This window comes from Deltaproteobacteria bacterium (assembly GCA_035063765.1).
Taxonomy (GTDB): Bacteria; Myxococcota_A; UBA9160; order UBA9160; family PR03; genus CAADGG01.
The window spans coordinates 37210-55362 of sequence record JAPSFT010000008.1 but is presented as its reverse complement, the minus strand read 5'-3'; the positions used below and the strand labels follow the sequence as shown (position 1 = coordinate 55362).

The window sequence follows — 18153 nt, the reverse complement described above, 5'->3', positions numbered from 1 at the left end:
CCGGCGCGGGTGCGGGACGTCCGCAGCCGCTCGCGTCCGGTCGGGAACCCCTCGAAACGAAACCCGGTTCCGGTTTGCAAACGGCGGTTCTCCGTCGGCGAGGTGCTGTTTCGGGCTGCCTCTTGCCGGTGTCGGCGTGTTCTCGCGATCGGCGCTTTCTCCTCTTGCGCGGTCCCGACCCCTATGGTCTACTCCGCCGCGCTGCGAACGGCTCCCATGCGGAAAACCTCCGCATCGATCCGGAAAACCTCCGAGAATCCAACCGATGACCTGTCCCCCTCAGGTCGAAAGGGCGGCGTCTGTCCCCACGCGGACGACCGCGCTGTGGACGGCCGTGCTCGCGCGCCTGCGCGCCGAGACGCCGTCGCAGGCAGCCGCGCTCGAGGCGTGGCTCGAGCCCCTCGCCGCGTGCGAGGCGGGCGGCGGCCTGCGCCTCGCATGTCCGAGCGCCTTCCATCTCGAGCGCGTGCGCGAACGCTACCTCGCGCGCATCGAGCGCCACGCGCGGGAGGCGGCCGGCGCGCCGATCGCGGTCGCGCTGGTGGTCGGCGAGCAGACCCGCGCGGAGGCTCCCGTCACGGCTCTTCCCGCGCCCGCGCCGCCCGTCGTGATCGGCCCGCGCGTCGTCCCGCTTCGCGCGCGCCCCGAGACGCCCCCGCTCGGGCTTCCGCCCCACGACTTCGCGAGCTTCGCCGTCGGCCCGGGCAACGCGCTCGCGCGCGAGGCGTGCGCGGCCCTCGCCCGGGGCCGGCAGCTCACGCTGAGCCCGCTCTATCTCGTCGGCGGGCGGGGGACCGGGAAGACCCATCTCGCCTGCGCGACCGCCCACGCGGCGCAGGGGCGCGGCGAGCGCGTGCTCTACGTCTCGGCCGAGCAGTTCACGAACGAGCTGATGGCGGCGATCCGCGCCCAGCGCACCGAGGAGCTGAAGCGCCGCTACCGCGAGGGCTGCGACCTGCTCGTCTTCGAGGACGTCAGCTTCCTGCGCGGCAAGCGCCAGACCCAGCTCGAGCTGCTCCACACCCTCGAGCACCTGCTCCGGCGCGGCGCCCGCGCGCTCTTCAGCGCCGAGCAGCTCCCGCTCGACATCCCGGAGCTCGAGCCGCGCCTCGCCTCGCTGCTGGCGAGCGGCCTGTGCGCCGAGATCGAGGCGCCCGATCCCGCGCTGCGCCGCGAGATCCTGCGCGCCCGCGCCGCGGCCGCGGGCGCCCGGCTCCCCGACGCCTGCGTGGAGCGCCTCGCCGACGCCGTGCGCGGCAGCGTGCGCGATCTCGAGGCCGCGCTCGTCCAGGTGCTCGCGAGCGCCTCGCTCCTGCGCCGCCCGATCGACCTGGCGCTCGTCGAGGCGGCGCTGCGCAAGGTGACCCCGCGCCCGCCGGGCGGCGCGCTCGAGCCCGAGCGCGTGGCCGAGCTCGTCGCCGCGCACTTCGGGCTCACCGCCACGGCGCTGGCCTCCCGCTCGCGGCGCCAGGACGTGCTGCTCCCGCGCCAGGTCGCGATGTTCCTGTGCACGCGCCACACCGACGCCTCGCTCGAGCGCATCGGCCGCGCCTTCGGCCGCAGCCACCCGGCCGTCGCGAACGCCGCGCACGCGGTCCGCCGCGCGCTCGCGGCTCGCCCCGCCCTCCAGGAGCGGCTCGCGGCGATCACCGCCGAGCTCGAGGCCCAGACCGGGGCGGGCGGGCGCAAGGGGCCGCGGCGGGCGCCGCGCTGACCCCGCCCGCGCGATATCCTGCGCGCCGATGGTGGACGGACCCGCGCGCCCCGGCCGCCGTCCGGCGGGCGCGATCGCGATCGCGGCGGTGCTGCTCGTCGCGGGCTGCGGCCCGGGCCGGTCGCCCGCGCACGCCCGCGACGGCGCGCTCCACTACTTCGCGACCCGGGTGAAGGGCGGCGACCCGAGCTGGATGCCGATCTTCGACTACCTGCACCGCCGCTTCGGCCTCACCGTCCCCGATGCGCGCGGGGTCCCGCTCCACCTGCCCCCGCCGGGTCCCCCCGCGAGCGAGATCGCCGCGATCTACCGGCGCGCCTGGGACCCGCATGCGCAGGTGCGCAAGGAGCAGATCGCGGCCCTCGAGAGCACGATCGACCGCATCTCGGCGAGCGCCCTCCACTGCGACCGGCTCGGGCTGCCCGCGGACTGGGAGGAGATCCTGCGCGCGGCGTCCCGGGTCGGCGGCTACGCGCTCACGCACGCGGCGCTGGCGACGCGCTGGACGCTCGAGAACGGCTGCCGCACGCAGTCGGAGCTGGCGGACCTGGAGCGCGAGCAGATCGCGCTCCTCGAGGAGCTCGCCGGCCAGCGCGAGGCGACGATCGCCGAGCTCGAGGCGGGGCAGGACGTCTGGATCGAGGCGCTCGCGATGCTCTCGCTGCTCGGGGCCGGGGATCGCGTGCGGAGCGAATGGCTCGACGCACTCCTGGCCGCGCAGCGCCCCGACGGAGGCTGGGCGCGGGGCAGCCGGGAGGATCGTTCCGATCCGCACCCGACTGCCCTCGCGCTCTGGGTCCTCCAGGAGCACCTGGAGCCGGAGCGGCCCCAGGTCTCCTGGCTCGGACGCCGCTAGCGGGTCGCCCGCCGGCCGCTGACGGCGAGGCCGGTGAGGCCCAGCGCGACCAGCGCCAGCGTCACCGGCTCCGGGACGTTCAGCACGTTGAGGGTCCAGGTCGCGTTGTACCCGTCCGGGGCGATCGCGCGCCCCCAGGTGCCGTAGTCGTCGACGCCCTGGTCGATCACGTTCTGGAGGCCGAAGAGGGTCGCGGCCTCCTCGCCACCGGACGCGCTCGAGCAGATGAACCCGGTGCAGCCGTCGCGCGAGAGCGCCTCGAGGCTGAACGACACCGTGACGCCGAAGACCGCGTCGCCGGTGCCCGAGAGCACGCTCAGGTCGTTGCGGCTGCCGCTGAACTGGCCGGTCGAGGAACTGTTGTTCGACGGATTGGCGACCCGGCTCCCCGGGCTCACCGTGACGTTGAACGGGTTCCCGTTCACGCTCACGTTGATGTTGGAGAAGCGCGCGGCGCCGCTGTTCTGGGTCCCGACGGCGGTGGCCGTCCCGTCGCCCCGGAGCGCGTAGAGGCCGAGCGCCGCCTGGGTGAGGTCCACGGTCCAGAGCTGCGCCGGCGAGTCGACGTCTACCGTGAGCTGGATCGTGTAGCTCACGTTGCGCTTGATCCAGCGGTCTCCGCCCTGCCCGACGTCGATGCCGCCGTCGTCAGCCGCGACGGCCGCGTCGATCGCGAGGCCGGTCGAGGTCGAGCCGATCCCGACCAGGTTCGGGGAACTCCCACCGGCGGCCGACGAGCTGGCCGCCCCCCAGTCGTCGTAGGTGCCCGAACCGTTCGACGAGCAGGTGCCGTCGGCCACCACGCCGTCGTTGAAGCCCTGCTGGCAGGAGGAGCCGTCCCCCTGGATCGAAACCGAGATCGTCGAGGCCGAGGCCTGGCCTGCCAAGAGCAACGCCAGGCTCGCGAAGAGCAATAGGACCCGCATGCGCCATCTCCCTTCCCGAAGAGTCCCCGGCCCGAGCCGGAGCGGCGCGCGTCTCTTTTGCAAGCCATGTGCCGGAGCACATCGCGCGAAATCATTGAGGATTTCGCCGATCCGGATGCCTGTCCCGCAAGGGTTGGGAAGCGGATTTCCCACCGGTGGGAACGGGGGTTCCGAGGTGGAGCGGCCGGCTCATGTGGTTGGGGCGATCCCGCGAAGAGGGGCCATGGCCGCCGCCGCCCGCCTGGTCGCGACCGGGCTCCTGAGCCTGGGCCTGCTCCTGCTCGGGCTCCGGCTGCTCGGCCTCGCGCGGCGCAGCGGCAAGACGCCCGAGCGCTGGCTCGGGCTCGCCTTCGCCTGCGCCGGCGCGGGCGTGGGCCTGCTGCTGCTCGCGGCGCTCGGTGGCCTCGCGCCCGAGCGCGCGCGGCGGCTCGCGCTGGCCGCGCAGGTGGGGCTCAGCGGCGCGGTCACCTTCCTGATCGTTTTCGCCTGGCGCGCGTTCCGCCCCGGATCGCTCGCGGCCGGCGGGCTCGCCCTCGGGCTCGCCGGCGCGAACCTCGCCGCGGGTGCCGCGATCCTCGCGACCGGGGCGCCGGTGCCGGCCGGCGCGCTCGGGCTCCTCGCGGTGCTGGCGCGGAGCGCGGCGCTCTCGTGGCTCTTCGTCGAGTCGGCCCGGTTCGCGCGGCGCATGCGCCGGCGGGTCGCCCTCGGGCTCGCCGAGCCGCTCGTCGCCAACCGCTTCCTGCTCTGGTCGATCTGGACCGGGGCCCTGGCGGCGATCCCGCTCTTCGTGCTCGCGCTGCGCGCCGCGGGCGCCCTCGAGGCGCCGGCGCCGGGGGCACCGCTCCCGGCCGCCGCGCGCGCGGCCCTCGCGGTCCTGGGCCTCGGCGGCGCGGTCGCGCTCGCCGCCGGCTGGCTCGCCTTCTTCCCCCCGTCCGCGTACCGGCGCTGGGTCGCCTCGGGCCGCCGCGCCCCCGCCTGAGAGCCTGTGAAGAAGTCGGCCCGGTCGCCGATTCCTTCACAGGCTCCGAGCCCCGCCGGGCTCCCGGCGGTACGCTGCCGCCCGGGAGCGCAGCGCCGGCGAGATCACCGCCACCTGCGTGTCGATGGGGATCGCAGCCCCGCGCGCGTAGGGCGCGCCGGGCGCGGGCAAGGAGGGCGATGACGGCGTTCCCCTTCGGCGAGGAGCTGGTGCGCACGCTCGCCGGGCAGCGCAGCGCGCCGCTCACGGGGCTCTTCCAGGCCGCCACCTTCCTCGGCGACCTCGGGGGCTACGTGCTGCTGATCACGGCGATCTACGTCGCCTGGGACAAGCGGCTCGCGCTCCGGCTGGCGCTCGTGACGCTCCTCGCGACGGCGCTCGACCACGCGCTCAAGACTCTGATCGCGAACCCGCGGCCCTTCCTCGGAGACGGCAGCTACCTGGAGAACTGGGCGGTGTCGCCCGCGCGGGCGGCCGAGCTGGCGGCCGAGTTCTCCACCCCGTCGGGCCACGCGATGGCGGCCGCGGCCTTCTACGCGTACCTCTTCGGGAGCGTGCGCAGCCGGGCCGCGCGCGCCGCCTGCGTCGCGCTGATCCTCCTGATCGGCCTCTCGCGCCCCTACCTCGGGGTCCACTACCTCGAGGACGTCCTGCTCGGCTGGCCGCTCGGGATCGTGGTCGCCGTCCTGGCGCTGCGCCGGGCCGCTGCGCTCGGCGCGCGCTGGGCCGCGATCCCCTACGCCGGGCAGGTCGCGACGGCCCTCGGAGCGAGCCTCGCGCTCTGGCTCGCGACGCGCGGCCTCGGTCCGGCGCCGGCGGCGCAGCCCTCGGCCTTCCTCGCCTATGCGGGCTTCCTGACGGGGATCGCCGTCGCGGCCCCCCTCGAGGCGAGCCGCGTCGGCTTCGACCCGCGCAGCGGCGGCGCCGGCGCGAAGCTGCTGCGCTACGCGCTCTCGATCGCGCTGATCCTGGGCGTGCTGATCGGGCTCGACGCGCTCTCCGGCTCGCGGGTCCCCCGCCCGACGGCGCTCGGGCAGCTCCTGGCCTATCTCCGACACGCTGCCGCGTCGGTCGCGGGCTTCTTCGTGTGCCCGCTGCTCTTCGTGCGGCTCGGGCTCGGCGCGGGCGCACGGACGCGGCCCGCCTATCGCCCGGCCGGGCCCGGCGACCTCGAGAGCCTGCTCGCGCTCCAGCGCGCCTTCTACGCCGGGGAGGGCTACGCCTTCGACCCCGACGTCGCGCGCCGCGCGCTCGGGCGCCTGCTCGCGGACCCTTCGCTCGGCGAGGCCTGGCTCGCCGAGCAGGACGGCCGGGCCGTGGCCTACGCGGTCCTGACCCTCGGGTGGAGCCTCGAGCTCGGGGGCCGCGACGCCTTCGTGGACGAGCTCTACGTGACGCACGGCGCGCGCGGGCGCGGGCTCGGGCGGGCGGGGCTCGCCGCCGTCGAGGCGGGCGCCCGGGCGCTCGGCGTGCGCGCGCTCCACCTCGAGGTCGAGGACGGCAAGCCCGCCGCACACGCGCTCTACCGCCGGAGCGGCTTCGCCCCGCGCGGGCGTGCGCTGCTGAGCAAGACGCTGCTCCTCTGAGGCTCCTGCAGGAAGCCCGCCTGCCCTTCACTCGACGACGATCTCGCCCACCGCGTCCGGGTGCTGCTCGATCCCGATCGGGTAGGTCCCGGCCTTGTCGAAGGTGTGGCTCCAGGCCTCGCCCTTCGCGAGGGGCGGGCTCGAGAACGAGCCGTCCCTGGCGGCGACGGTGTGGCCGCCCGGCATCTCGTCGACGTTGTGGAAGACCACCGTGTCGCCGACGGCGATCTTCACCCGGGCCGGGTCGATCCTGCTGTGGCCGACCGTGACCTTCACCTCGGCGGCGGCGGCCGGGAGCGCGAGGGCCAGGGCGAGGAGCGCAGCGGCTCCCGGAAGGGTGATCCGTCGCATGACTCGTTCCTCCTGGGCCGGCGCGGAAAGCGGCGGCGAGGCGTAGGATAGGTCCGAAACCGGGAGGTGGCGGGTGCCGGCGCTCACGATCGAGGTCGCGCTCGCCACGAGCGGAGGATGGTGCCGCCGGGGCCCGGCACTCCGCGCGCTCGTGCTCGCGGCGCTCGTCGCCGGAGCGCCCGCGCTCGCGAGCGCGACGCTCTCGCGTGACGTGCTGGGCGGGCTCGCCTACGAGGGGCTGCTCGAGGACGGCGGCCCGGTGCGGCTGCGCGGGGGCCGCTGGACGGGTCCGCCCGCCGAGCCGGGGCTGGCCACGCGGCCGACGGCCGCGCTCATTCCGTACCTGATCGTCCACGGCGACCTCGACGGCGACGGCCGCCCCGACGCCCTCGTGTTCCTCCAGACCACCGGGGGCGGGAGCGGCGCCTTCCTGCACCTGGCGGCCGTGCTCGACCGGCCCGAGGGCCCGCGGGCGCTCCCGGCCCAGCCGATCGGCGACCGCGCCGAGGTGGAGGCGCTCGCGGTCGATCACGGGCGGGTCGTGCTCGACGCGGTGGTCGCGGGCCCGAACGACGCGCTCTGCTGTCCGAGCCAGCGCGTGCGCCGGACCTTCGAGGTCGAGGACGGCGAGCTGCGCCCGATCGGCTTCGAGCGCCGCGGGCGCCTGCGCGTGCGGGAGCTCGCCGGGACGAGCTGGCGCCTCACCCGGCTCGACGCGGCCACGCCCGTCCCGGCCGACGCCGGGATCGAGCTGCGCTTCGAGGGCGCGAAGGTCGCCGGCTCCGGCGGCTGCAACACCTTCCAGGCCGAGGTGATCTCGGGCGAGCGCGACGCCGTCGAGCTCGGCCCGCTCGCCACGACCCGCCGCGCCTGCCCGGCGCCGGTCCTCGCGCGCGAGCAGCGCTTCTTCGCCGCCCTCGAGCGCGCGACCCGGATCGGCTTCTGGTTCGGCCGGCTCGAGATCCAGTACGACACGCCCGAGCGCCGCACCGGCCGCCTTCGCTTCGCGCCCGGGGACGCTCCTGCGTTCCGCTCGATTGGGGACAGACCTCGCAGCGAGCCGCAAGTCCGTCCCTGATCGAGCGGAACGCAGGACCGTCCCCGCCTGGCTGGCGATCCGGTCAGGGGGCCTTCACGACCTTGATCATCGTGAGCAGGCGGGTGTCACCGGTCTGGTGGCCGTTGACGACCACGTTCCAGCCCTCCTTCAGGTCGGCGAGCTCGAGCGTCTGGCTGCCCCGCATGATCGTGGCCGAGCCGTCGACCGTGTACTCGATCCCGTCGTCGTGCGTGCTCTTGACGGTGATCGTGCGCGCGGCCGGGTCGAGCGCCGTGATGTCGCCGGTGACTGCGATGTTCACCTTCTCGTGCACGCGCGCCTGCGCGAAGGCGGCGCCCGCTACGGCGAGGCTGCACAGGAGTGTGGCGGCGGCGGCAAAGGTGCTAATACGGGTGCGGGCGTTCATGGTTCGAGGACTCCTCGTTGGGGCCGGACCGAGTCGGATCCGGCCTGACCGGGCCGGATCGGGCGCCATCATACACGTGCCGCAGGGAGACGACATGGCGACGGACTCCACCCAGAAGCTGCCGCTCCCGACCCTCACGGCCATGGTGGTCGGCGGCATGGTCGGCGCCGGGGTGTTCTCGATCCCCCGCAACTTCGCGCAGGCCACCGGCGTCTACGGCGCCCTGATCGCCTGGGCGATCGCCGGCGGCGGCATGCTGATGCTGGCCTTCGTCTTCCAGACGCTCGCGAACCGCAAGCCGGACCTGGACGCGGGGGTCTACGCCTACGCGCGGGCCGGCTTCGGCCCCTACCTGGGCTTCCTCTCCGCGCTCGGCTACTGGGCGAGCGCCTGCGTCGGCAACGTCTCCTACTGGATCCTGATCAAGTCGACGCTCGGCGGGGCCTGGCCCGCCCTCGGCGAGGGCAACACGCTGCTGGCGGTGGCGCTCTCCTCGGTCGGCATCTGGGCCTTCCACCTGCTGGTGATGCGCGGCGTGAAGGAGGCCGCGGGCATCAACAAGATCGTGACGATCGCGAAGGTGATCCCGCTGCTCCTCTTCGTGGTCCTGGCGATCTTCTACCTCGACAGCGAGGTCTTCGTCGCGAACCTGTGGGGCGGCAGCACGGCGGCGCAGGAGTACCTCCACGCGCACGGGGACGTCTACGCGCTCGGGACGGCCGCCGTCCGGGACTACGGGAGCCTCTTCGAGCAGGTGAAGGCGACCATGCTCGTGACCGTGTTCGTGTTCCTCGGCATCGAGGGCGCCAGCAACTACTCGCGCTTCGCGCAGAAGCGCGAGGACGTCGGCGCCGCAACGGTGACCGGCTTCCTGGCCGTGCTCGCGCTCTTCGCCTCGGTCTCGATCCTGGCCTACGGGATCCTGCCCCGCGAGGAGCTCGCGGCGCTGGCCCAGCCCTCGGTGGGCGGCGTGCTGGCGGCGGCGGTGGGCCCCTGGGGCGCCGTGTTCATCGGCGCCGGCGTGATCGTCTCCGTGCTCGGCGCCTACCTCGCCTGGACCCTGATGGCGGCCGAGGTGCTCTCGATCGCGGCGAAGAAGGGCGACATGCCCCGCTACTTCGCGCGCGAGAACGAGAACGGCGTCCCGGGGCCGGCGCTGGTGCTGAGCTCGGCGCTGGTGCAGGTCGTGCTCCTCGCGACCCTCTTCTCCGACGACGCCTTCACCTTCGCGCTCTCGCTCTGCAGCCACCTCTCGCTGATCCCGTACTTCCTGTCGGCGGCCTTCCTGTGGAAGCTCGTCCAGACCCGCGAGAGCTACGAGCGCGACACCGGCGGCCTCGGCAAGGACCGCATCGTCGGGATCCTGGCGACCGGCTACACGCTCTTCCTGCTCTTCGCGGCGGGCATGAAGTTCATGCTGCTCGGGCTCCTGATCTACGCGCCGGGCACGGTCCTGTACGTCATCACGCGGCGCGAGCAGAACGCGCGGCTCTTCACGACGGCGGAGTGGCTGCTGTTCGCCGTCACGGTCGTCGGCGCGGTGGTCGGGCTCCACGGGCTCGTCACGGGCTACATCACGATCTGATCTGCTACCCACTCCGGTCCTACCGAAAGGAGAACCCCCATGGCGGGATCCCCCGCGTTCGGCGTCCATTCCGAGGTCGGCCAGCTGCGCAAGGTGCTGGTGTGCGCGCCGGGCCGCGCCCACCAGCGCCTCACGCCCAGCAACTGCGACGCGCTGCTCTTCGACGACGTGCTGTGGGTCGAGAACGCCAAGCGCGACCACTTCGACTTCGTCACGAAGATGCGCGACCGCGGCGTCGACGTGGTCGAGATGCACAACCTGCTCGCCGAGACGGTCGCCGTCGCGGAGGGCAAGAAGTGGATCCTCGACAACCAGGTGGTGCCGAACCAGGTGGGGCTCGGCTTCATCGACGAGCTCCGGAGCTACCTCGAGGGGCTCGGCGACCGCGAGCTCGCCGAGACCCTGATCGGCGGGCTCTCGAACCAGGAGGTCCCGAAGGAGCTCGGCGGCAAGGCGCTCGAGACCGCGCGCGAGGCGGCCGGCGCCACCGAGTACCTGCTGCCGCCGCTGCCCAACACCCTCTACACGCGCGACACGACCTGCTGGATCTACGGCGGGGTGACCCTCAACGCGCTCTACTGGCCGGCGCGGCACGAGGAGACGATCCTCACCACGGCGATCTACAAGTTCCACCCCGATTTCGCGGGCAAGGTGAACGTCTGGTGGGGCGACCCGACCAAGGACCACGGCCTCGCCACGCTCGAGGGCGGCGACGTGATGCCGATCGGCAAGGGGATCGTGCTGATCGGGATGAGCGAGCGGACCTCGCGCCAGGCGATCAGCCAGCTCGCGGCGGCGCTGTTCGCGAAGAAGGCGGCCGAGCGGGTGATCGTGGCCGCGATGCCGAAGATCCGCGCGGCGATGCACCTCGACACCGTCTTCACCTTCGCCGACCGCGACTGCGTGCTGGTGGCGCCCGAGTTCATGAAGCAGACGCGCACCTACTCCTACCGCCCGAGCAGCCATCCGAGCGGCGTCGAGCTGCGCGCCGACCAGGGCGCCTTCGTCGACGTGGTGAAGGAGGCCCTGGGGCTGAAGAAGATGCGCGTGGTGGAGACGGGCGGCACGGACTACCAGCGCGAGCGGACCCAGTGGGACAGCGGCGCGAACCTCGTGTGCGCCTCGCCGGGCGTCGTCTACGCCTACGACCGCAACACCTACACGAACACCCTGCTCCGCAAGGAGGGCATCGAGGTGATCACGATCGTCGGCGCCGAGCTCGGCCGCGGGCGCGGCGGCGGCCACTGCATGACCTGCCCGATCACCCGCGACCCGGTCGACTACTGAACGCACACGCCGGGCGTGAAGGCTGAGGTCGCGGTCGGGTGGGGATGCCCGTGGTTCACGAACAGGATCGTGTGCCACCCGGGTCCCACCGCGGTCGGTGGGAGGGTCCCTCCGGAACGCATTCGAAGCCGCGCCCTCGGTCGGCGAGCGTCCTCGCCCCCGCCGCGCCCGCGCGCGGCGAGCTAAGTGGAGGAGGGACCCTCCCACCGACCGCGCCTCGGCGTCCCGAGAACGCGCCACCGCGCCCACGGCCCCGTCAGCGCTTGCGCCGCAAGGCGCGGCCGATCTGGAGCTGCCACCAGCCGAAGCTCTCGGTGAGCGCCTTGTAGAGCGCGGCGCCGACCAGCGTGCCGAGGGCGACCGAGATCAGCACGACCAGCACGGTGACGATCCCGTCGACCCCGGCGGCGCGGTCGCTCAGCATGCGGGTCACGCTGACCAGCCCGAGGGAGCCCGGCACCACGATCCAGAAGCTCGGCAGGAAGGTCACCATCGCCGGCGGGCCGTGGAAGCGGAGCTGCACCAGGTAGCCGAGCGGCATCGCGACGAGCATCCCGAAGAAGCCGCTGACCTCGCTCGGGGCGAAGCCCGCCGCCGCGCGCTGGGTCGCGAACACGACCAGCAGCACGGCCAGCATCCAGGCGAGCGAGCGGCGCGGCGCCGAGAAGTGCAGGTAGATGCCGAGCCCGAACACCACGACGCCCGCCCACGCGACCCAGGGCGGCCCGATGAGCCGGGCAGGCGGCCCGAGCAGGTCGTCCACCGGGTAGCCGATCATGAAGGCGCCGGCGGCGAGCCCGAAGGCGAGCAGCAGGAGCTGCACGAAGCCGGTCACGAGCCGGGTCGAGCCGCTCACCATGTCGCCGTAGGCGAGCTCCACCATCGCGAGGGTCAGCATGCCGCCGGGCAGGAAGGTCACGAGCGGCGGGATCAGGAGCTGGAGGGGGTCGACGGGGAGCCCCCACTCGGCGCCCTGGAAGACGAACGCCGAGACGAGGCTTGCCGCCACCACCGGCAGGGGCATCGCCAGCAGCGGCCGGTCGCGGTTCAGGACCTTGAGCGCGCCGACGATCGCGCCCAGCACGGCCGCCGCGGCGAGGCCCTCGACCGCCGGCGCCAGCACCATCGCGAGGCCGACGGTCAGGATCGTGTGGCCGAGCAACCCCCCGGCGGGCCCGAAGCGCGGCGGCTCCTGGAGGATCTCCGCAAGCCGCTCGAGGCCCTCGCGCGGCGCGATCCCGCCCTGCTGGGCCGCGCTCCCGAGCGCGTAGACGTCCGCCATCTGGTCGAGCCGCAGCGGCTCGAGCGGCCCCTCGGAGAGCGTGACGCGCTCGCCCTCCCCGTCGTGCAGCGTGATGAAGACCGCCGTCGGAAAGGTCACGACGCGCGCCCGGCGCGCGCCGTTGGCGGCGGCGATCCGGCGCAGGATCAGCTCGACCTGCGCCGTCTGCTCGCCGCAGCCGAGGTAGGCCTGCCCGATCCGGTACAGGAACTCGAGCAGGACGCCCGTGTCGGGCGGATCGGCCGGCACCATCGCGGAAAGTGTATCCCCGGGTCAGGCGCGGAGGCTCGCCGCCACGAAGCCGAGCAGCACGGCGTTCGCGCGCACGCGCTCGTCGGCGGTCAGGATCACGAGGTCGGGAAAGGACTGGCGGAGGAAGAGGGCGCTCGCGAGATGGATGGCGTCGAGCGTGCGCACCGGCTCGCTCGGGAAGCCTTCCTCGGCGCGGCGGGCGATCTCTTCCGAGATCTCGAGGATCGCCCAGGTCGAAGCGGCCTGGGCGAAGAGGGCCAGCAGGTCGGCGGCCTGCGCCGCCGTGATGCGCCCCTCGCGTTCGGCGCGGCGGACGACCCGGCGGGTCTCGATCAGGCCGAGCCGTGACGAGGTGACCTTCTCCGCCGCGACGAGGGCCGATCGCACCGCCTCCCCGTGCTCCTCGGCGAAGAGCCAGCGCAGCACGGCGCTGGTCTCGACATAGAGCGTCACCGCTCGCCGCGCTCCGCGTCGAGGAGGTCGCGGCTCGCAACCGCTCGCGCGAGCGGTGAGCTGCGATAGGCGCGCGGATCCTGGGGGAGGCCGGGGGCGAGCACCCCCTCGGCGCGGAGCCGCTCCAGGGCCTGGTCGTGGGCGCCGAGGACCACGCCGGTGCTCGGCTGGCGCAGCTCGGCCACCACCCGGCCCCGGTCGGTCACCAGCACGACCTCGCCGTTGCTCACCTCGCGCAGATAGGCGCTGAGCCGGTTCTTGAGCTCCTTGATGGCAACGGCCTTCATCGCCAGCAAAGTAGCCTCTGGTAGCTACTAGGGTCAAGACCGGCGACCGCGCGCCAACGGAGGGGACTGCGGGTGGACCGCGCGGGACAACCGCGAGCCTTCGTGTAGGCTGCGGCGCCCGAACCACGAGGGAGGCGCGGCGTGCGCGAAGCTCCGGCACTCACCACCCTGAAGCGGCGAGACCGGCTGAGCCGACCCCGCCGCCGGCTCGCCACGGCGACGTGCGCGCTGGCCTGGCTCGCCGCCTGCGGCCCCGCCGAGGAGCCGCCGGCGCCCGACGTGCGCCCGGTGCGCGCGATCACGGTCGAGGAGCTGCCGGGCGGCGAGACGGTGTCGCTCACCGGGCGCATCGAGGCGCAGGAGGAGGTGAGCCTCGCCTTCCGCGTGAGCCAGCGGCTGGTCGAGCGCCTGGTGAACGTCGGCGACCGCGTCCGCGCGGGCCAGCTCGTGGCGCGGGTCGAGTCGACGACGCTCGACAACGCGGTCGCGGCCGCGCGCGCGAACCTGGCGTCGCTCCAGGCCCGGGCGGCCGACGCGCGGCTCGAGGCGGACCGCCAGCGCTCGCTCTTCGAGCGCGGGGTGGCGCCGCGCGCGCGCTTCGAGAGCGCGCAGAAGGCCCGCGACGCCGCGGTGGCGCAGGTGGACGCCGCCCAGGCCCAGCTCGCGACGGCCCGCGAGCAGCTCGGCTACACCGAATTGTTTGCCGACGCGGCCGGCACGGTGACGGCCGTCGGCGCGGAGCCGGGCGAGGTGGTGGGGGCCGGGCAGATGATCGTGCGGGTCGCGCGAAAGGGCGGGCGCGACGCGGTCTTCGACGTGCCGGCGCGGGTCAAGGAGGCGGCCGGCGGGCTCGATCCCGAGGTGACGGTGGCGCTCGCCTCGGATGCGAACGTGCGGGCCACCGGGCGCGTGCGCGAGGTCTCGCCCCAGGCGAACCCGGTCACGCGCACCTTCGAGGTGCGGGTCGGGCTCAGCGGTCCGCCCGAGGCGATGCGGCTCGGCTCCACCGTGACCGGCAGCATCCACCTGGCCGGCGGCGGCGGGATCCGCATCCCCGCCTCGGCGCTGACCTCCGCGAGCGGCGCGCCGGCCGTCTGGGTGCTCGATCCCGGCAGCAGCACGGTCGCGATCCGCAACGTCGTGCTCGAGCAGTCGGGGCGCAGCGAGGTCAGCATCGCCGAGGGCCTCGCACCCGGCGACGTGGTGGTGACCGCGGGCGTCCAGACGCTGCGCCCCGGCCAGAAGGTCCGGCTGCTCCAGGACGCGCCGTGAACCTCTCGCGCTGGTCGCTGCGCAACCGCTCGCTGGTCGCCTTCTTCATGATCGTGGCGATCGCGGCGGGCATCCAGGCCTTCTTCTCGCTCGGCCGCGACGAGGACCCCCCCTTCACGATCCGCACCATGGTGGTCCAGGCCGCCTGGCCGGGCGCCACGATCGAGGACACGCTGCTCCAGCTCACCGAGCGGCTCGAGCGCCGGCTCCAGGAGGTCCCGCAGCTCGACTTCCTGCGCAGCTACACGAATGCCGGCCTCACCGTGATCTTCGTGAACCTGCGCGGTGACACGCCCTCCGGCGCGATCCCCGGCCTCTGGCAGCAGGTCCGCAACAAGATCGGCGACATCCGCCACACCCTCCCGCAGGGCGTCGTCGGGCCCTTCTTCAACGACGAGTTCGGCGACACCTTCGGGATCATCTACGGCTTCACGGCCGACGGCTTCTCGCACCGCGAGCTGCGCGACCACGTGGAGGACGCCCGCTCGCGGCTCCTGCACGTGCCCGACGTCGAGAAGATCGACATCCTCGGCGCGCAGGACGAGCGGATCTTCGTCGAGTTCTCGCTCGAGAAGCTGGCCGGGCTCGGGCTCGACCGCGCGGCGCTGGTCGCGGCGCTCCAGGCGCAGAACCTGGTCCGGCCCTCGGGCGTGGTCCAGACCGCGGGCGAGCGCGTGACGATCCGGGTCTCCGGGGCGTTCCGCTCCGAGCAGGACGTGCTCGACGTCAACTTCGTGGCGGGCGGCCGGATCGTGCGGCTCGGCGACATCGCCGAGGTGACGCGCGGCTACGCGGACCCGCCGCAGCCCCTGTTCCGCGTGAACGGCGAGCCCGCGATCGGGCTCGCGATCGCGATGCGCGAGGGCGGCGACGTGCTCGCGCTCGGCGCGAACGTGGCGCGGGAGATGGCCGCGATCACCGCCGGGCTCCCGCTCGGGATCGAGCCGCACCTGGTGGCCGACCAGCCGCTGATCGTGGACGAGGCGGTCGGCGAGTTCATGGAGTCGCTCTGGCAGTCGATCGCGATCATCCTCCTGGTGAGCTTCCTCAGCCTGGGGCTGCGGGCGGGTGCGATCGTCGGGATCTCGATCCCGCTGATCCTGGCGATCGTGTTCCCGATCATGGGGATCGCCGGCATCGACATGCAGCGCATCTCGCTCGGCGCGCTGATCATCGCGCTGGCCCTGATGGTGGACGACGCCATGACCACCATCGACGCGATCATGCGCCGGCGCGCCGCCGGCGACGACATGGAGGCCGCCGCGGGCTACGCCTTCTCCCACTTCGCCTTCCCGATGCTGATCGGGACCTTGGTCACGATCGCGGGCTTCGTGCCGATCGGCTTCGCCGCGAGCTCGGCGGGCGAGTACACCTTCTCGCTGTTCGCGGTGGTCACGATCGCGCTCCTGGTGTCGTGGGTGGTGGCGCTGCTCTTCACGCCGATCCTGGCCAGGGCCGTGCTCCCGGAGACGGGCGCGCAGCAGGACGGCGAGGCGGGCGGGGCGATGCGGCTCTACCGCGGTCTGCTCGGCGGCGCCCTGCGCCTGCGCTGGCTCACGATCGCGGTGACGGTCGCGCTCTTCGTCGCGGCGATCTTCGGGATGCGCTTCGTGCCGCAGCAGTTCTTCCCCTCCTCGGACCGCCTCGAGCTGCTGGTGGACGTGGGCCTGCCGCAGAACGCCTCGATCCATGCCACCGAGGCCACCGTCAGCCGGCTCGAGGCGATCCTGGCCGAAGACCCGGACGTCGAGCGCTGGAGCTCCTACATCGGGCAGGGGGCGATCCGCTTCTACCTGCCGCTCGACGTGAAGCTGCCGAACCCCTTCTTCGGCCAGCTCGTCGTGATCGCGAAGGACTTCGAGGCGCGCCTGCGGCTCGAGCCGCGGCTCCAGGCGATCCTCGCCGAGGAGTTCCCCGAGCTGGTCGCCAACGTCGCGCCGCTCGAGCTCGGGCCGCCGGCCGGCTGGCCGGTGCAGTACCGGGTGAGCGGCCCGGAGGTCGAGCAGGTGCGCGCGATCGCGCTCCGCGTCGCGCAGGTGGTCGCCGCGGAGCCGGCCTCGCGGCGCGTCAACTTCGACTGGTTCGAGCCGTCGCGGCAGCTCCGGATCGACGTGGACCAGGACGAGGCGCGCCTCCTCGGGCTGAGCTCGGCCGCGGTGGCTACGGCGCTCGAGAGCGCGATCACGGGCGCGACCGTGACGCAGCTCCGCGACGACATCTACCTGATCCCGGTGGTCGCCCGCGCCACCGAGGAGGAGCGGCTCGCGATCGCGACCCTGCGCAGCCTGCAGGTGCCGCTGCCCGGCGGGCGCGCGATCCCGCTGACACAGTTCGCGACCATCGAGGCCGGCCAGGAGTACCAGCAGATCTGGCGCCGCGACCGCGTGCCGACCCTCACCATCCAGGCCGACGTCGCGCCGGGCGTCCTGCCCGACACGGTCGTCGGCGCGCTCGAGGCGCCGATCGCCGCGCTCGGCGCGGAGCTCCCGCCGGGCTACGCGATCGAGCTCGGGGGGATCGCCGAGGAGAGCGCGGAGTCGCAGGCGTCGGTGTTCGCGGTCGTGCCGCTGATGCTGCTCCTGATGCTGACCCTGCTGATGATCCAGCTGCGCAGCTTCCTGCGGCTCTTCGTGCTGCTCAGCGTCGTGCCGCTCGGTCTCATCGGCGTGGTCGGCGCGCTGCTGGTCTCGAACCGCCCGCTCGGCTTCGTCGCGATCCTCGGGATCCTCGCGCTGATGGGCATGATCGCGAAGAACGCCGTGATCCTGATCGACCAGATCGAGACCGAGCGCGCCGCGGGCGGCAACGTCCACGACGCGGTCGTCGCCGCCGCCAGCTCGCGCGTGCGCCCGATCCTGCTGACGGCGCTCTCGACCGTGCTGGCGATGATCCCGATCGCCTTCACCGTGTTCTGGGGCCCGATGGCGGTCGCGATCATGGGCGGGCTCTTCGTCGCCACCCTGCTGACCCTCGTGTTCCTGCCGACGCTCTACTACACGGTGTTCGCGGGACGCGAGGAGGAGCGGGCAGCGGGATCCTGAGCGCGCCGGAGCCGGGCCTCGAGGGCTTCGAGGAAGGAGTCGAGCTCGCGGCGCAAGGCGTTGTAGCGCGCGTAGGCGTCTCCTTCGCCGCGCGCGACGAGCAGCGCGTAGAGCGCCAGCTCCCGATCGTCCGGCAGCGCCGACTCCTCCGGCAGCGCGAGCCCGCAGCGGCGCAGCCGGCCGGTGGCGAGCGCGACGGTCAGCGCCTCGGCCGAGCGCGCACCCCGCGCGAGGTCCTCGAGGCCGCGGCGGACCAGCGCCTCGCCGGGAAGTCCGTCGAGGTCAACCACGGCGCTGCTCGAGGAAGCGCCGCACGCGCTCGCGGAACGCAACCGCGTCGAGGCCCGGGTAGCGGACGAGGTCGCCCGCGATCTGGTCGAGCGCCCGAGCCAGGTCCGTGCCCGAGAACAAGCCGCGTTCCAGCATGGCGGCGACGTCGCCGAGGTCGCGCTCGTGGGCGCGCGCCAGCTTGGCGAGCGCCTGGCTGAGCGGGTCGAAGTGGAAGAAGTCGACGCCGCCGTGGCGCGCGACGAAGACCGAGCGCTCGCGCCAGCCCGGGACCGGGGGGAGGAATTGGTCCGGCGACGCCAGCTCGACGTTGAGGTCGAGCTCCTCCTTGAGCCCGGCGATCGCCTCGAAGGCGCCGGCCGGCTCCGGGTCGAGCTTCAGGTCCACGTCGACCGTCGCCGGACGCCAGCCGTAGAGGAGCGCCGTCGCACCGCCCGTGAGATACACCCGCCCGGGGCCCCGCGCGCGACGCCCGAGCTCGGCCAGGAACCGCTCGAGCGTCATCCGGTCGACGATGCCGCGCATGGC

17 protein-coding genes are annotated in these 18153 nt (G+C 73.7%); 9 read left to right on the top strand and 8 right to left on the bottom strand.

Features of this window, described 5'->3' with window-relative positions; all coding sequences use genetic code 11:
- Window positions 1-265: 265 nt before the first annotated feature.
- Both OZ948_07895 and OZ948_07890 read left to right on the top strand, forming a co-directional pair.
- Window positions 266-1714, top strand: a complete 1449-nt coding sequence (locus OZ948_07895) for a DnaA/Hda family protein (protein MEB2344645.1) — start codon at window positions 266-268, stop codon at window positions 1712-1714.
- Window positions 1715-1742: 28 nt separating this feature from the next.
- A complete protein-coding gene (locus OZ948_07890) occupies window positions 1743-2570 on the top strand; it encodes a hypothetical protein (GenBank protein ID MEB2344644.1) in 828 nt (275 codons plus the stop codon).
- Here the strand turns inward: OZ948_07890 and OZ948_07885 are convergent.
- Complete coding sequence (locus OZ948_07885; protein ID MEB2344643.1) at window positions 2567-3496, bottom strand: PEP-CTERM sorting domain-containing protein; 930 nt, start codon at window positions 3494-3496, stop codon at window positions 2567-2569. The two genes, OZ948_07890 and OZ948_07885, sit on opposite strands and share 4 nt — an antisense overlap.
- A 223-nt stretch (window positions 3497-3719) precedes the next feature.
- Here OZ948_07885 and OZ948_07880 point away from each other — a divergent pair, with 223 nt between their 5' ends.
- Window positions 3720-4475 (top strand): hypothetical protein, encoded by a 756-nt coding sequence (locus OZ948_07880; GenBank protein ID MEB2344642.1) that lies wholly within the window; start codon window positions 3720-3722, stop codon window positions 4473-4475.
- Between the two features lie 179 nt (window positions 4476-4654).
- A complete protein-coding gene (locus tag OZ948_07875; protein ID MEB2344641.1) occupies window positions 4655-6061 on the top strand; it encodes a GNAT family N-acetyltransferase in 1407 nt (468 codons plus the stop codon).
- Window positions 6062-6088: 27 nt separating this feature from the next.
- Here OZ948_07875 and OZ948_07870 read toward each other — a convergent pair whose 3' ends face one another.
- Window positions 6089-6412, bottom strand: a complete 324-nt coding sequence (locus OZ948_07870; protein MEB2344640.1) for a cupredoxin domain-containing protein — start codon at window positions 6410-6412, stop codon at window positions 6089-6091.
- A 73-nt stretch (window positions 6413-6485) separates the two neighbouring features.
- Between OZ948_07870 and OZ948_07865 the strand changes: the two genes are divergently transcribed.
- Window positions 6486-7490, top strand: a complete 1005-nt coding sequence (locus OZ948_07865) for an META domain-containing protein (GenBank protein MEB2344639.1) — start codon at window positions 6486-6488, stop codon at window positions 7488-7490.
- A gap of 43 nt (window positions 7491-7533) precedes the next feature.
- Here the strand turns inward: OZ948_07865 and OZ948_07860 are convergent, their stop codons facing one another.
- Entirely contained in the window at window positions 7534-7878 is a 345-nt protein-coding gene (locus OZ948_07860; GenBank protein ID MEB2344638.1) for a hypothetical protein, read from the bottom strand.
- 94 nt (window positions 7879-7972) lie between these two features.
- Between OZ948_07860 and OZ948_07855 the strand changes: the two genes are divergently transcribed.
- Window positions 7973-9463 (top strand): basic amino acid/polyamine antiporter, encoded by a 1491-nt coding sequence (locus tag OZ948_07855; protein MEB2344637.1) that lies wholly within the window; start codon window positions 7973-7975, stop codon window positions 9461-9463.
- A 39-nt stretch (window positions 9464-9502) separates the two neighbouring features.
- Window positions 9503-10750, top strand: coding sequence for an arginine deiminase (gene arcA / locus OZ948_07850; GenBank protein MEB2344636.1), 1248 nt, complete (start codon window positions 9503-9505; stop codon window positions 10748-10750).
- A 256-nt stretch (window positions 10751-11006) separates the two neighbouring features.
- Here arcA and OZ948_07845 read toward each other — a convergent pair whose 3' ends face one another.
- From OZ948_07845 to OZ948_07835, 3 genes are read right to left on the bottom strand one after another with little or no spacing between them, the layout of a single operon-like run.
- A complete protein-coding gene (locus tag OZ948_07845) occupies window positions 11007-12284 on the bottom strand; it encodes a threonine/serine exporter family protein (protein ID MEB2344635.1) in 1278 nt (425 codons plus the stop codon).
- Window positions 12285-12305: 21 nt separating this feature from the next.
- On the bottom strand, window positions 12306-12737 hold the full coding sequence (locus OZ948_07840) for a type II toxin-antitoxin system VapC family toxin (protein MEB2344634.1): 432 nt from the start codon (window positions 12735-12737) through the stop codon (window positions 12306-12308).
- Window positions 12734-13024 (bottom strand): type II toxin-antitoxin system prevent-host-death family antitoxin, encoded by a 291-nt coding sequence (locus OZ948_07835; protein ID MEB2344633.1) that lies wholly within the window; start codon window positions 13022-13024, stop codon window positions 12734-12736. The genes OZ948_07840 and OZ948_07835 overlap by 4 nt, the downstream gene beginning before the upstream one ends.
- 141 nt (window positions 13025-13165) lie before the next feature.
- On the opposite strand from OZ948_07835, the gene OZ948_07830 reads away from it, so the two are divergent.
- Together OZ948_07830 and OZ948_07825 are read left to right on the top strand one after the other, a co-directional pair.
- Entirely contained in the window at window positions 13166-14296 is a 1131-nt protein-coding gene (locus OZ948_07830) for an efflux RND transporter periplasmic adaptor subunit (protein ID MEB2344632.1), read from the top strand.
- A 47-nt stretch (window positions 14297-14343) separates the two neighbouring features.
- Entirely contained in the window at window positions 14344-17337 is a 2994-nt protein-coding gene (locus OZ948_07825; protein ID MEB2344631.1) for an efflux RND transporter permease subunit, read from the top strand.
- Here OZ948_07825 and OZ948_07820 read toward each other — a convergent pair.
- The gene (locus OZ948_07820) at window positions 17289-17627 is read right to left on the bottom strand and encodes a hypothetical protein (protein ID MEB2344630.1); all 339 of its coding nucleotides are present in this window, start codon (window positions 17625-17627) and stop codon (window positions 17289-17291) included. The two genes, OZ948_07825 and OZ948_07820, sit on opposite strands and share 49 nt — an antisense overlap.
- A complete protein-coding gene (locus OZ948_07815) occupies window positions 17620-18150 on the bottom strand; it encodes a hypothetical protein (protein MEB2344629.1) in 531 nt (176 codons plus the stop codon). The genes OZ948_07820 and OZ948_07815 overlap by 8 nt, the downstream gene beginning before the upstream one ends.
- Window positions 18151-18153 lie beyond the last annotated feature (3 nt).